This is a genomic window from Shewanella sp. AS16, assembly GCF_021412365.1.
Classification (GTDB): Bacteria; Pseudomonadota; Gammaproteobacteria; order Enterobacterales; family Shewanellaceae; genus Shewanella; species Shewanella salipaludis.
Genome location: NZ_JAKCLK010000003.1, coordinates 426490 through 440080, shown reverse-complemented (window position 1 = coordinate 440080; position 13591 = coordinate 426490). Strand labels below are relative to the sequence as shown.

Below are 13591 nucleotides of genomic sequence, written 5' to 3'. Positions count from 1 at the left end.
ATCATTAAGGACAAGAGAAATGTTCAGTGTTTGGCCGGAATAAATACAGAATACTCAATTTATTTACAACAAATGCGCAACATATGGCGGTTTTAGATGGCTTAACCCAAGAAAAAGGATCCGGGAATGGCGGGGTTGGCCTCATCCGGTGATAAGGTGAATGCTCGGTTTGCCCGCCCTCTGCCTGTGACCTCGACAGCGGGCGCTTGCAGGCTTTCCTGGCAGGTTTCTGGCATTCAATATCCAAGTAGGCACAGGCTTATGCCTGACAAGTCGCCAAGCTTCCGCTATAAAGGGACAGGTTCCATACTCGCAGACGTTTGGTTTCACGCCATTAGTCTTGAACCAGGAATTAGCTCATCGCAGCCAAGACTACTTTCTTATCCAGATGAGACCAAACTGCAAACCACACCAAATTTTCCAGGATGAAAAATGCAGCAGAAACACTACAACATAAGAACCATGACACGGGAAGAAGTCACACTCGCCATCGAATGGGCCGCACAGGAAGGTTGGAATCCAGGCCTGCATGATGCGGCTTGCTACTATGAGGCCGATCCTGATGGCTTCCTCATGGGCCTGCTCGACGGCGAGCCCATCGCCTGCATATCTGCCATTCGCTACGCCGGATCTTTCGGCTTCGTGGGTTTCTATATTGTGAAACCTCAATACCGTGGCCAGGGATACGGCATCCAACTCTGGAATGCGGCGCTCGACTACCTAAAAGGCCGGAATATAGGCCTGGATGGTGTGCTGGCCCAACAGGACAATTATATGAAGTCCGGCTTCAAATTGGCTTACCGCAACATACGCTACGAGGGGCTGGGTGGTGGCAGCCAGCCGGAAAACCCGGAAATCATCCCACTGGACAGGCTCGCTTTCGACGCCCTAGCCGCCTACGAGCGCCCTTTTTTCCCCACAGAGCGGCCCGAGTTCATCAAGGCCTGGATCAACCAGCCAGGCTGCCATGCCCTGGGCATAATGCGCAACGGTACGCTCTCAGGCTATGGGGTCATTCGCCCATGCCGCAAGGGCTACAAGATAGGCCCCTTGTTTGCCGATAGCCAAGAACTGGCCGAGTCATTGTTTCAGGCATTAAAAGCCAAGGTCGAGGCGTCGGACGCCATTTACCTCGACATATCAGAGCTCAACCCTGCGGCTGTGGAACTGGCCGAACGCCACAAGATGCAGCTCGTCTTCGAAACCTCCCGCATGTATACCAGGGAAACGCCCGAGCTGCCTTTAGATAAAATTTTCGGCATCACTTCATTTGAAATTGGCTGATCTCTGGGTCAACACGCGGCCGCGGCAGCCTAGATAGCCTTCCCGGCGGATATCGCCTGTGCCTTGCTGTCCAGGGAGTCCCATACAGTGTGCGACGGATCAGGCGCCCGAGCCGCCGCACGCTTGCCCCGGCAGGGATGCCTCCATACTCTCCATACTCTCCATACTCTCCATACTCTCCATACTCTCCATACTCTCCATACTCTCCATACTCTCCATACTCTCCATACTCTCCATACTCTCCATACTCTCCATATGGGATACGGGCAACAAAAAAGGAACCCTGGGGTTCCTTTTTCATTGCAAGCGGCCGAACGGCTAATGGCTTATTTCTTTCTGTCTTTGATATGACTCAGGGCGCGCTTGCGGCGACGCTCCTGACTCATGGTCAGCTTTTCAGTGTTGTTCTCGAAAGGGTTTTCCCCTTCCTGGAAGCGCAGCTGGATAGGCGTGCCTATGACTTTAAGCGAACGGCGGAAGTAGTTCATCATGTAGCGCTTGTAGGAATCCGGCAGCTTGCTGACCTGGTTACCGTGAACCACCACTATCGGTGGGTTGTAACCACCTGCGTGGGCGTACTTGAGCTTGACCCTGCGACCGTTGACCATGGGCGGCTGGTGATCGTCCTGGGACATCTGCATGATGCGGGTCAACATTGAGGTGCTGACGCGGCGGGTGGCGCTGTCGTAGGCTTCCTCGATGGACTCGTACAGGTGACCGACACCCGTGCCATGCAGCGCCGAGATGAAGTGGATGCGGGCGAAATCGATGAAGCCCAGACGACGGTCGAGCTCGCTCTTGACCCTGTCCTTGACGTTCTGATCTATGCCGTCCCACTTGTTGACCGCAATCACCAGGGCGCGACCTGCGTTGAGGGCGAAGCCCAGCAGGCCGAGATCTTGCTCGGCAATGCCTTCGCGGGCATCTATGATCAGCAGCACCACGTTGGCGTCTTCGACGGCCTTGAGGGTCTTGATCACAGAAAATTTCTCGATGACCTGGTGCACCTTGCTGCGACGTCGTACCCCGGCCGTGTCTATGATCACATACTCGCGACCCTCACGCTCCATGGGGATATAGATGCTGTCGCGGGTGGTGCCGGGTTCATCGTATACCACCACCCGCTCTTCACCCAGGATGCGGTTGGTCAGGGTCGACTTGCCGACGTTGGGCTTGCCTATGATGGCGAGCTTGATAGGCAGGTCCTGCAGGCGTTTCTGTTCGGCTTCAGCTTCTTCTTCGGTGAATTCACGCTCGGCGACCTCTTCGCCTTCTTCACCGTCACGGGTGATGCCCATGGCTTCGGCGTAAGGCCCAAGAGCGTATTCGATCATGTTGGTCACACCACGGCCCTGGGAAGCGGCCATCTGGTAGACCTCACCCAACCCCAGAGACCAGAACTCGGCGCAGGCAGAATCAGCATCTATGCCATCGACCTTGTTGGCGACCACGAAGGTGGTCTTCTCACGGCTGCGCAGGTGCTGGGCGATCGCCAGATCGGCGGCGGTCAGGCCGGCTCTGGCATCTGTCATGAAGAGCACCACATCGGCCTCTTCGATCGCGGCCAGGGACTGTTCGGCCATCTTGGTTTCGATCCCCTCTTCGGTACCGTCGATACCGCCGGTGTCGACCACGATAAACTCGTAGCCGGACAGGAATGCCCGGCCGTATTTACGGTCACGGGTCAGGCCAGGAAAGTCAGCCACCAAGGCGTCTCGGGTACGGGTGAGACGATTAAACAGGGTCGATTTACCTACGTTAGGCCGACCCACAAGGGCCACTACAGGGATCATGATTTTGCCTCTATAAAACTTTTCAATAAAAAGCCCCCGGAACACTTCCAGGGGCTCTACAAGGATAACACCTTAAATTAGGGAAGTGTTACTGTCGCCACCTTACCGCTGCGGCCTTGAACATAAATTTTGTCGCCTACCACCAAAGGTTGGCTGAACAAACCCGAGCTGTCCACCTGGACCCGGCCCACTATGGCGCCTGTGCTCTTGTCGAGGAAATGCAAATAACCTTCGAAGTCACCAACGACCAGGTAATTACCGAATACCGCCGGGGAGGTCAGGCTGCGGTTGGCCAGCTCAGAGTTGCTCCACAATTCCAGGCCATTGCGTTTGTCTATGGCGTAGACGCGGCTGTGATCGTCGACCAGGTACAGGCTCAATCCAGCTGAAGCCAGCTCGTTGAAACTGGAATACTTACGGCTCCAGATCACCCGGCCGGTACGCAGTTCCATGGACACCAAGTTACCGTTATAGCTGACGGCGTACAGGTTCTCGCCGAGGATCAGCGGCGTCATATCGACATCCGCCATGCGGCTAAACTCATTGCCGCCGCTCGGGCTATAGATGGCTTGCTCCCAAGCCGCCTGACCGTTGCCCTTGATCACCACGGCTATCTTGCCATCGGCGCTGCCGAGGAAGAAGCCACCGGCTTCATAGGCCGCCGAACCCGTACCGCGCAGGGTCAGGTTGGGCAGCTGCATCTCGTAGCTCCACAGCTTCTCGCCCGTGTCGACATCGAAGGCGTCCAGGTTGCCGGCACTGGTATGCACTACCACTACATCTTCGGCGACCGTCGGCGCGGATAACAACTCGCCATTCGTGCTGCTGAGCCAGGCATTGCTGCCATCTTCGGCATTCAGGGCGCCGAGCAGACCGCTCTCACTGCCGATGAAGACCTTATTACGGGCGGCGACGACACCGGCCGCCAGACGGGCGCCCTTGTTCTTCGCCAGAGGGTGGTCGCGGAAGGCTTCGCTGAAGTCCCGCTCCCATACCCGCTCCCCCGTGTTTTCATCGAAGGCTTCTATGGTGCCGTATCTGTCGGCAACAAAAACTTTGCCATAATTGACCGCGGGACGCAGCCGGGAGTAATAATCGCCGACGCCATCACCGACGCTGGTACTCCAGCTGATCTCGGGGAAGACACTCGCTTGTATTTCGGTCAGCTCGCTGACAGGCTCTTCCTCGACATCACTGGACGAACAAGCCGACAGTACGGCCAGACTCAATCCAGCGGCAAGCAGGTTTTTGCACCAAGACTTCATGGCTGTTTCCTTATGCCTGGTTAAGACTGTCGAATTTCATTTTCAACGCCGGACTCGCGGCTACGCCACCCTTGTCCATCGCAGCCTGATAGGCCGCTTTCGCCTTATCCACTTCCCCCTGGCGCGCCAGGAAGTCACCCTTGAGTTCATCACGCTGGGCGGCGAAGGCATCCTCTGTCACTTGGTCCAGTGTCGTCAGCGCCGTGGCCAACTGGCCCTGCTCTGCCTGTACCCTGGCTAAACGCAGCGTGGCTATCATATCCAGGCCGGCACCCGCCTTGGCGGCGATCACGCGCTTGAGCGCGTCTTCGGCCTTGGTCAGTTCGCCGGCTTCTACCGCAGACTTGGCCAGGATCAGATCCAGCAGAGCCTGGTAGCCGCTTTGATCGTGCACCTTGGCAAACTCGGCGGCACCCGCTTCTACCGCGGCGGCATCGCTCGCATTCTGGCTTATGTTGCTGAACGCCTGTGAGGCGGCTTCGGTCTGAGCAATCTTGAGATCCGAATAATAGTTCCAAGCGTACAGGCCGCCCAAACCTACTATGGCGCCAATCAGAATAGAGTTACCGTAGTCTTTCCAAAACTGTTTGATAGCATCGACTTGTTGTTCTTCTGTGCTATAAATTTCCACGCGCACGTCCCCTTTAGTTAGCTAAGTCCTGCCAGAAAAGAGACCAACTCATCTCTGGACACTATTTGTTGTTCACTGTCATTGCGCAAAGGTTTTACCGCGACCTGATTATTCGCCAGCTCGTCTTCGCCCAGGATGATGGCGATGGCCGCGCCGCTCTTGTCGGCCCGCTTAATCTGCTTCTTGAAATTGCCGCCGCCACAATGACTCATCACACTGAGTTCAGGCAAGGCATCACGCAGCACTTCGGCCAGCTTGATGGCTTCGATGCGGCAGCTATCCCCCATGGCGGTCACATAGACATCGACCTCGGCCGGCAAGTCCAGATTCAATTCCAGGGTTTCCAGCAGCAAGACGATGCGCTCCAGCCCCATGGCGAAGCCGACGGCCGGGGTATCTTTACCGCCCAGCTGACCGACCAAACCGTCGTAACGGCCACCGGCAAGCACTGTGCCCTGAGACCCCAGACTCGTGGTCACCCATTCAAAAACAGTACGGTTGTAATAGTCCAACCCACGCACCAGACGCGGGTTAATCTTGTATTGGATGCCTACGGCGTCCAGGAGTTCACGCAATTGTGAAAAATGACCACGGGACTCTTCACCCAGATAGTCCATCAGGGCGGGAGCATCGGCCAGCAGGGCTTGCACGCCGGCGTCTTTCGAGTCCAGCACCCGCAGCGGGTTGCTGTACATGCGGCGCTGACTGTCTTCATCCAACCTGTCTTTATGCTGCTCCAGGAAGCCCACCAAGGCATCTCGGTAGGCGCTGCGCTCGGCAGGATCGCCCAGGGTGTTGAGCTCCAGGGTGACATGCTCGCTGATGCCGAGTTTCTGCCACAAACGGGCCGACAACATCAGCACTTCGGCATCTATGTCCGGGGTGCCTATGCCATAGACTTCGACACCGAACTGATGAAACTGACGATAGCGGCCCTTCTGGGGGCGCTCGTGGCGGAACATGGGGCCCATGTACCACAGACGCTGCTCCTGGTTATAGAGCAAGCCATGCTCGTTACCTGCGCGTACAGTCGAAGCCGTGCCTTCGGGCCTCAGGGTCAGGCTGTCACCGTTGCGGTCCTCGAAGGTGTACATTTCTTTTTCAACGATATCAGTAACTTCACCAATTGAACGTTTGAAAAGATCGGTACTTTCCACTATGGGAGTGCGAATTTCGCTGTAACCATAGGCGCTCACGGTCGAGCGCAGGACACCTTCAAGTTTTTGCCATAGAGGACTTTGGGTAGGCAGAATGTCATTCATTCCGCGAATCGCTTGGATCTGTTTTGCCACTGTGTCGACTCGTCCGTTTCACGTAAATTGATAAAAAAACGTCCCGCATTATAGGCGCTTCGGCCTTAAACGCAAAACTGGCTCTCCAGGCTGAAACCGGCGGCAGCGAAACGGCAACCGGCACAGGTGCCTGGCGGTAACAGCCGCTATTCGGTTTGGTCTTGAACTTGAATGCGATTGGCCATCATGCTGGCCTTGGCGCGGATCTTGGTTTCCAGCGAATCCACCAGATTGTCGTTATCGAAACGCTCTTTCTGGCGCTCGCCTTCGTCGTAATAACCGCTCTTGTTATGGCCACCCGTCAGCCCTATGTGGGACACCAGGGCCTCACCAGGACCATTGACCACGCAGCCTATGATGGACACGTCCATGGCCGTGGTCACATCTTCGAGGCGGCGCTCCAGCTCATTGACAGTGCTGATGACATCGAACTCCTGACGCGAGCAAGACGGACAGGCGATGAAGTTGATGCCTCGGCTGCGAATGCGCAGGGATTTCAAGATGTCGAAACCTACCTTGATCTCTTCGACGGGATCGGCCGCCAGCGAGATACGCAGGGTGTCGCCTATGCCTTCGGCGAGCAACATGCCCAGACCGACGGCCGACTTGACGGCACCGGCGCGGGCGCCGCCCGCCTCGGTGATCCCCAGGTGCAGCGGCTGACGTATTTGCTTGGCCAGCAGACGATAAGACTCGACGGCCAGGAACACGTCGGAAGCCTTGACGCTGACCTTGAACTGATCGAAATTCAAGCGATCGAGAATATCCACATGGCGCATCGCCGATTCCAACAGCGCCTGCGGCGTCGGCTCGCGGTACTTATCCATCAGATCTTTTTCCAATGAACCGCCGTTGACCCCTATGCGGATAGGAATATTCTTGTCACGGGCGCATTCCACCACGCTGCGAATGCGCGCCTCATTGCCTATGTTGCCCGGGTTGATCCTCAGGCAATCGACGCCGTATTCGGCGACTTTGAGGGCGATGCGGTAATCGAAGTGGATATCGGCCACCAGCGGCACATTCACCGACTGTTTGATGATCTTGAAGGCCTCGGCGGCATCCATGGTCGGCACAGAGACTCGAACTATGTCGGCGCCGACTTTTTCCAGCGCCCGGATCTGCGCCACGGTGGCGTCAACATCCGTGGTCTTGGTGTTGGTCATAGACTGCACTGCTATGGGTGCACCGTCACCTATGGGCACCTTACCGACATAGATGCGGCTGGATTGACGTCTGATGATGGGAGATTCGTTGTACATAGGATTCTACTCTACTACTCGTTTTGACGGGCAAGCATTATTCGGTTTGCGGCAGGGTCAGGCGTGCCACGCGGCCGGCAGGAAACGCCGCCAGGCTGACACTCTGCCCATTGAAATGCATTATGGCGGTCTGCGGCGCGCCCAGGATCACCTTAAAGGGGGCGCGGCCACTCAGTTTGAGCTCATCACTTGGGCTCTTGACCCCATCGACCAGGATCTTGCCGCTCGCATCCTTGATGTTGAGCCAGCAGTCGCCGCTGAGGACGATAGTCAGGGTCGATGCAGTCTCTGCCTGGCTGGCACTATTATCCTGCGCCTCGGGCCCGCCGCCATGGGCGCTGTCTTGAGCATGTTGGCTTGCCTGGCCGTCATCCGCCGGGTTCCGGGGCGTTTGTCCTTGTGTTACCGGTGCCGAAGCCAGGAGCTCGGCTGTGTCTGGGTTTGCGGTAATGGGGTCTGTGGTAATGGGCTCATGGGTAATGGCAAGCGTGCCGCTCTGACCCGAATGCACTTCGCTGCCAGTCTCCAGCGCAGAAAAAGAGGCTTCCCGTGCCTTGGCCTGCTCGGCGGCGGCAATTTCTTCCATGGTAGGTTTGGAGAAATCTATGTCTGTCGTCAGTGACGACTTCTGCACCCACCAGAGCACCAGGAGTGCCAACAGGGCGAATATGACCAGATAGGTCACCAGCATCAGCCGGCTGTCGCGGGCCTCGTGGGTGGTCTTGCGGGAAAAACTTTGCATCGCCGGCTCGGTAACCTGAGGCGCCTGACGCTGCAGGCAGGCTTCGAGCTCCTGCTTGTCGGCCTCCACCAGGCGGGCGAAATTTTTGGCGTAACCGCGCACATAGGTCGGGGAGGAAATATTGGCGAAGTTATCTGCTTCGATATCCCGTACCATACATGGCCGCAGATTCAGTTTAAAAGCCACATCGTCAATGCTCAGGCCCTTGTTTTCCCTGGCTGTTTTCAGCAGTTGTCCCAGGGTTATCTGCTGAGCCGAATCTTTGTCTTGGGCATCATCCTTGTGCACATCTGTGTGTTTATCTGTCATTGGTGCAAATTAGCTCTGTATTGCTTGGCTTGAAGTGATGCGGGGAACTTGGCAAGCAGTAAAATACCAAACCTTCTTGCCGCGGCATCATCCTTCAGCGCCTGCTCTATGTGAATGGCGAGTGCCAAACTCTCTGGTGTCTGCGCCGTCACCGAATGATAACGCACCATCTGGGCACGGGCGGCGGTCAGTTCACCTTGCTCTAATTCGAGTTCGGCGAGCTCGAGTAATGAAACTTGTCGTCTCGGATCATACTTTAACGCTATCTCAAAATAGTGTCGCGCTTTTTCTACCTGACCTGCGTCCCGGCTGCAAATGCCGAGATTTTCATAGCTGGATGCGGTACGGGTATACTTGGGCATTTCAATCGCGGCCAGGAATAACTTCTCGGCCCTGTCATACTGTTTCTGCTGACATAGGAACACCCCGAAGTTATTCATTGAGTCGCCACTGGCATCCTTGCTGCTGATCGCCCTGTTGTAAGACTCTTCGGTGCGGACCAGATCGCCCACAGTCTGGTAATAATACGCCAGGGCGACATGCACATCTTCCAGTTCGGGCGCATATTCCAGCGCCTTGTCGAGATTATATTTCGCCTGTTCGCTATTGCCACGATTGAGGTAGGTCAGACCGAGCTGCACCCGCTCCCTTGCCGCCGCTACCTTGTCCAGTTTACGTTCCGACACAGGCGTGTCTGTGCCCGTATAGGTACGTTCAGTGACACAGCCGCTGCTCAGCAAAGTCACGCAAAAGAGTAACGCCAATCCTGGCAATCCATGCTTCATGGGCGAGCCTATATTCGATGTGAACAAAGAGAATGCAAACAAACAGTTAATCCATTGTGACCGAAATCTGGTTATCTTGCATGCGTTTTTTCGCCAAACGCTTGGTTCTGTCACGAATATCCCCGGCCAGCTGCCCACAGGCGGCGTCGATATCATCACCACGGGTCTTGCGCACTATCACTGTCAGGCCATATTCCATCAGCACCTTGGAGAAACGGTCGATGCGTGAGTTGGATGAACGGCCATAGGGCGAGCCAGGATAGGGATTGAAAGGGATCAGGTTGATCTTACAAGGGGTGTCCTTCATCAACTGCGCCAATTCATGGGCCTGATCTGTGCTGTCGTTGATGTGATCCAACATCACATACTCCACAGTCACCCGGCCGCGGTTGGCGTTGGACTTGGCCAGATAGCCACGTATGCTGGTGAGGAACGTCTGCAGCGGGTACTTCTTGTTGACAGGCACCAGGATGTCGCGCAGCTCATCGTTGGGCGCATGAATACTGACGGCCAAGGCCACATCTATGGCATCGCCGAGTTTATCCAATGCAGGTACCACGCCCGAGGTCGACAGGGTCACCCGGCGCTTGGACAGGCTGAAACCGAAATCGTCCAGCATGATGTCCATGGCGGGGATCACGTTGGCGAGGTTGAGCAAGGGTTCGCCCATGCCCATCATCACCACGTTGGAGATGGGACGTTCACCCGTTTCTTTCTGGAAGCCGAGGAAATGCGATACCCGCCAGATCTGACCGACAATTTCCGACACGGACAGGTTGCGGTTGAATCCCTGCTGGGCGGTAGAGCAGAAGGTACATTCAAGTGCACAGCCGACCTGGGATGAGACACACAGGGTCGCCCTGTCATCTTCCGGAATGTAGACGGTTTCCACTTCCTGACCATTGCCCACATTGATGGCAAACTTGATGGTGCCATCTTCGGATTTTTGGTACTTGGAAATTTCCGGTGCGACCACTTCACAACGTGCTGCCAGCTTCTGGCGCAACACTTTGTTAATGTTGGTCATTTCTTCGAAGTCACTGACACCGAAATGATAAAGCCATTTCATTAGCTGATCGGCGCGGAAAGGTTTTTCACCCATATCAGCGAATAACGCTCTCATTGCCTTGCGATCAAGGTCTAATAAATTGATCTTTTTTTCACTCATTGCCTAACCTCAACACCTAAAACCTGCCAACAGGGCGGCAAATTATACAGAGGCTGAGGAATTATAGCCAGCGGCAGCGGCCACGGCTAAAGATTTATAAGCCGGGCGATAAACTGTGGTAGAATTGCCCCGGGTCACCGTTGTCCCTAAGTATGGAATTGTAAACCCACTTTTATGTTAACCCTCATCATCATAGTGTTTGTTGCCGTCGCAGTGTCTTTTCTGTGCAGCGTGTTTGAAGCCGTGCTCTTGTCTGTTACCCCCAGCTATATTGCCAGCCTGACTCAGTCCCATCCCAAGGCGGCCAAACGCCTCAGCAAGCAAAAAGACAATGTGGAAGCCCCGCTGGTTGCCATACTGACCCTCAACACCATAGCCCATACCGTCGGCGCCGCCGTCGCCGGTGCCCAGGCCTCCCACGTATTCGGCGACGAGCTGTTGGGAGTCTTCTCCGGAGTGCTGACCTTCATCATCTTGTTTTTCTCGGAAATCATTCCCAAAACCCTGGGAGCCAATTATTGGCGCAGCCTGGCACCGGCGGTGTCGGTCGCCCTCAAGTGGATGACAAGCCTGTCCCGCCCCCTGGTGTGGATGTCGCTGCGGGTCACACGGCTGCTTGGCAAGGGCGATGAGGGCCACTATATACGCCAGGAAATGAGTGCCCTCGCCCGCCTGGGACGGGAATCCGGTGAACTGGACGAGCAGGAGTCCAAGATCCTCACCCAGATGCTGACCGTCAGGGATATGCCGGTCACCGCCATCATGACCCCGAGAACCGTGATGTTCTCCCTGCCGGTGAGCCTGACTCAGCATGAGTTCGTGCAGCAATACATGGATAAGCCATTTTCCCGCATCCCTGTTTATGACGAAGATCATGACGACATCATAGGCTATGTAAACCGCACAGATATCCTGCTGGCCGAGCGCTACAGCCCGGACGAACCCATAGGCCTGCTCAAGAATAACTTGGTGGTGGTGCCGGAGACGGCGAAGATCCTCCCGCTGTTCGAACTCATGATTAAACGCAACACCCAGATCGCCATGGTGGTCGATGAATACGGCAGCAGTCAGGGAATAGTGACCCAGGAAGACATAATAGAATCCATGTTGGGACTGGAGATAGTCGATAGCAACGACTTGGCCACCGACATGCAGCAGCTGGCTCGCAGATTATGGACCCGCAGGATGGAACAGAAAGGCATTCGTTTATCCGCCGACGGCGATTTCGAATCGACGGCCGACGATGTCAGCCCCGGGGGCTGAATCGACCGGCTGCCATCCGCCGCACTATTGTTTATCGCCGGCACCTGCCGGCCGTGGTCAGGAGGACGCACATGAGCAACTACAGTTTAATGCTCGCTCACATCAATGATACCCACTCCAATTTCGAACCCAGCCGGGTACAATTCAGCCTGAATGAAGGGGGCAAGACGTTGCAGCTCCAGAGCCGCAGCGGTGGCTACGCCAGGCTCGGATTTCAGATAGCGCGCGCCCGAAAGAGTGCCGAGGCCAAGGGCAGCGAGTTTCTCTTCCTGCACGGGGGCGACAGTTTTCAGGGCACCTTGTATTTTCGTGAATTTCAGGGCGCCGCCAATGCCCATTTGCTGAACCTGCTCAAACCCGATGCCATGGTGCTGGGCAATCATGAGATAGACGCGGGCAACAGTCCGGTGCAGGCCTTCTTGAATCGTGTCGATTTTCCCGTGCTGGCCGGTAACATGGACCTGAGCCAGGAAGACAGCCATAAGCCAGGCAAGCTCAGGGATCATCCCATGCTGTTCGACTATCAGGAGCAGAGCCAGACCGCCAAGGTGCTGCTCAAGCCCTTCCATGACAGGACGCTGGCGATCATAGGCATCACCCTGGATCAGATGAAGCTGATCGCCAGGCCCGATGCCGACACCCACTTTGCCAACGCCATAGTCACCACGGCCAACACTGTCAGGCAACTCAAGGCCGATGGCATAGACCATATCATAGTGCTCAGCCATTTAGGGCTGGATCAAGACAGGACCCTGGCGGCCGAGGTCGATGGCATCAGCCTGATCGTCGGCGGCCATACCCATACCCTGCAGGGGGATTTCAGCACCCTGGGCCTGAGTCATATCCCCTATGGTGAAACAGTCAATCACACCCCGATAGTGCATGCCGGCAAGTATGCCGAGACCCTGGGGCTGGCGGAGATCCGCTTCGATGCCCAGGGCAAGGCTGTGAGTCTCGAGGGCAACAACTTCTTCATGCTGGATACCCAGTTCAAGCTCAGCAGCGATGCCGGGGTGACGCGCGCCGACCATGACGCAGCAACGGCCAGGCTCAGGGCGCACCCTGGGATACTCTGGGATGACGAATCTGCGACCCTCGCCAGGACCATAGCCGAGGAGTATCGTCCGGCACTGGACGCCCTGGAAAATCAGGTGCTGGCCTTCATCCCAAGGGAATTGGTTCACACCCGGCTGCCGAGCAAGAACCTTCCCCACGGCAGCGAAATCGCCCCCTGGGTGAGTTACAGCATGTATCACCAAGCCAAGGAGCTCGACGCTCGAGTCGATTTTGCCCTGCATAATGCCGGCGGGGTACGCCAATCCCTCAACCAGGGCGAGCTGACCCTGGCCGATGTGGTCGGTGGCTTGCTGCCATTCGATCTGCCGCTGGTCAAGTATGAAATTCAGGGACTCTACCTGTACCAGGCATTGGAGTCCGCCATAGATGGCGCCACCAATAACGGCGTGACGGGCACGGGGGCCGGCAGTTTCCCCTACACCTACGGCCTCAGGTTTCATTATGACGGTACCCGGGTTCAGGGGCAGAGGATCACCCGCCTGGAGATCCTGCGGGAGCAGGAATGGCATAGCGTCTGCCATGACAGCCACTATGTCGGGGTGTCCAGCGCCTACACGGCCGCCGGCAAGGAAGGTTACCAGGCATTGCTGTCATCGCGCTGGCAAGACCCGCTCGAATCTCTGACCCTGCCAGGGGCCTTCATCAGCTTCGTCGGCAAGGCAGGTTTATTCGACGAGCCCCTGGCTCCCCATGTCTACTATACCAGCCACAGGCGCTGAG

The 13591-nt window shown here is 56.3% G+C and carries 11 protein-coding genes; 3 read left to right on the top strand and 8 right to left on the bottom strand.

Annotated features, from left to right (window positions below; all coding sequences use genetic code 11):
- Positions 1–432: 432 nt before the first annotated feature.
- A complete protein-coding gene (locus LZP73_RS10520; RefSeq protein ID WP_234234890.1) occupies positions 433–1284 on the top strand; it encodes a GNAT family N-acetyltransferase in 852 nt (283 codons plus the stop codon).
- Between the two features lie 326 nt (positions 1285–1610).
- Here LZP73_RS10520 and der read toward each other — a convergent pair whose 3' ends face one another.
- The 8 genes from der to LZP73_RS10480 all read right to left on the bottom strand — a co-directional run bounded on the left by der (position 1611) and on the right by LZP73_RS10480 (position 10531).
- Positions 1611–3077 carry a ribosome biogenesis GTPase Der gene (der, locus tag LZP73_RS10515; protein WP_169564203.1) on the bottom strand — a complete coding sequence of 489 codons (1467 nt, stop codon included), beginning with the start codon at positions 3075–3077 and terminating at the stop codon, positions 1611–1613.
- Positions 3078–3154: 77 nt separating this feature from the next.
- Positions 3155–4342 carry an outer membrane protein assembly factor BamB gene (bamB, locus tag LZP73_RS10510; RefSeq protein ID WP_234234887.1) on the bottom strand — a complete coding sequence of 396 codons (1188 nt, stop codon included), beginning with the start codon at positions 4340–4342 and terminating at the stop codon, positions 3155–3157.
- 10 nt (positions 4343–4352) lie between these two features.
- On the bottom strand, positions 4353–4973 hold the full coding sequence (locus LZP73_RS10505) for a tetratricopeptide repeat protein (RefSeq protein WP_234234885.1): 621 nt from the start codon (positions 4971–4973) through the stop codon (positions 4353–4355).
- Positions 4974–4990: 17 nt separating this feature from the next.
- On the bottom strand, positions 4991–6265 hold the full coding sequence (gene hisS, locus LZP73_RS10500) for a histidine--tRNA ligase (protein ID WP_234234883.1): 1275 nt from the start codon (positions 6263–6265) through the stop codon (positions 4991–4993).
- A gap of 146 nt (positions 6266–6411) precedes the next feature.
- Positions 6412–7527, bottom strand: a complete 1116-nt coding sequence (gene ispG / locus LZP73_RS10495; protein WP_234234881.1) for a flavodoxin-dependent (E)-4-hydroxy-3-methylbut-2-enyl-diphosphate synthase — start codon at positions 7525–7527, stop codon at positions 6412–6414.
- A 37-nt stretch (positions 7528–7564) separates the two neighbouring features.
- Positions 7565–8578: a RodZ domain-containing protein gene (locus LZP73_RS10490; protein ID WP_234234879.1), complete on the bottom strand. Its 1014-nt coding sequence runs from the start codon at positions 8576–8578 to the stop codon at positions 7565–7567.
- Positions 8575–9363, bottom strand: coding sequence for a type IV pilus biogenesis/stability protein PilW (pilW, locus tag LZP73_RS10485; RefSeq protein WP_234234877.1), 789 nt, complete (start codon positions 9361–9363; stop codon positions 8575–8577). The genes LZP73_RS10490 and pilW overlap by 4 nt, the downstream gene beginning before the upstream one ends.
- Positions 9364–9409: 46 nt before the next feature.
- Positions 9410–10531: a bifunctional tRNA (adenosine(37)-C2)-methyltransferase TrmG/ribosomal RNA large subunit methyltransferase RlmN gene (locus LZP73_RS10480; RefSeq protein WP_169564196.1), complete on the bottom strand. Its 1122-nt coding sequence runs from the start codon at positions 10529–10531 to the stop codon at positions 9410–9412.
- A gap of 174 nt (positions 10532–10705) precedes the next feature.
- Between LZP73_RS10480 and LZP73_RS10475 the strand changes: the two genes are divergently transcribed.
- Positions 10706–11794 carry a CNNM domain-containing protein gene (locus LZP73_RS10475; protein WP_234234875.1) on the top strand — a complete coding sequence of 363 codons (1089 nt, stop codon included), beginning with the start codon at positions 10706–10708 and terminating at the stop codon, positions 11792–11794.
- Between the two features lie 71 nt (positions 11795–11865).
- Entirely contained in the window at positions 11866–13590 is a 1725-nt protein-coding gene (locus LZP73_RS10470; protein WP_234234873.1) for a bifunctional metallophosphatase/5'-nucleotidase, read from the top strand.
- Position 13591 lies beyond the last annotated feature (1 nt).

What these genes read in the sequence shown, in the direction of transcription:
- LZP73_RS10470 (WP_234234873.1), top strand. Translation starts at nt 11,866, where the DNA reads ATGAGCAACTACAGTTTAATGCTCGCTCACATCAATGATACCCACTCC.
- LZP73_RS10490 (WP_234234879.1), bottom strand. Translation starts at nt 8,578, where the DNA reads ATGACAGATAAACACACAGATGTGCACAAGGATGATGCCCAAGACAAA.
- bamB (WP_234234887.1), bottom strand. Translation starts at nt 4,342, where the DNA reads ATGAAGTCTTGGTGCAAAAACCTGCTTGCCGCTGGATTGAGTCTGGCC.
- der (WP_169564203.1), bottom strand. Translation starts at nt 3,077, where the DNA reads ATGATCCCTGTAGTGGCCCTTGTGGGTCGGCCTAACGTAGGTAAATCG.
- LZP73_RS10480 (WP_169564196.1), bottom strand. Translation starts at nt 10,531, where the DNA reads ATGAGTGAAAAAAAGATCAATTTATTAGACCTTGATCGCAAGGCAATG.
- ispG (WP_234234881.1), bottom strand. Translation starts at nt 7,527, where the DNA reads ATGTACAACGAATCTCCCATCATCAGACGTCAATCCAGCCGCATCTAT.
- pilW (WP_234234877.1), bottom strand. Translation starts at nt 9,363, where the DNA reads ATGAAGCATGGATTGCCAGGATTGGCGTTACTCTTTTGCGTGACTTTG.
- LZP73_RS10520 (WP_234234890.1), top strand. Translation starts at nt 433, where the DNA reads ATGCAGCAGAAACACTACAACATAAGAACCATGACACGGGAAGAAGTC.
- LZP73_RS10475 (WP_234234875.1), top strand. Translation starts at nt 10,706, where the DNA reads ATGTTAACCCTCATCATCATAGTGTTTGTTGCCGTCGCAGTGTCTTTT.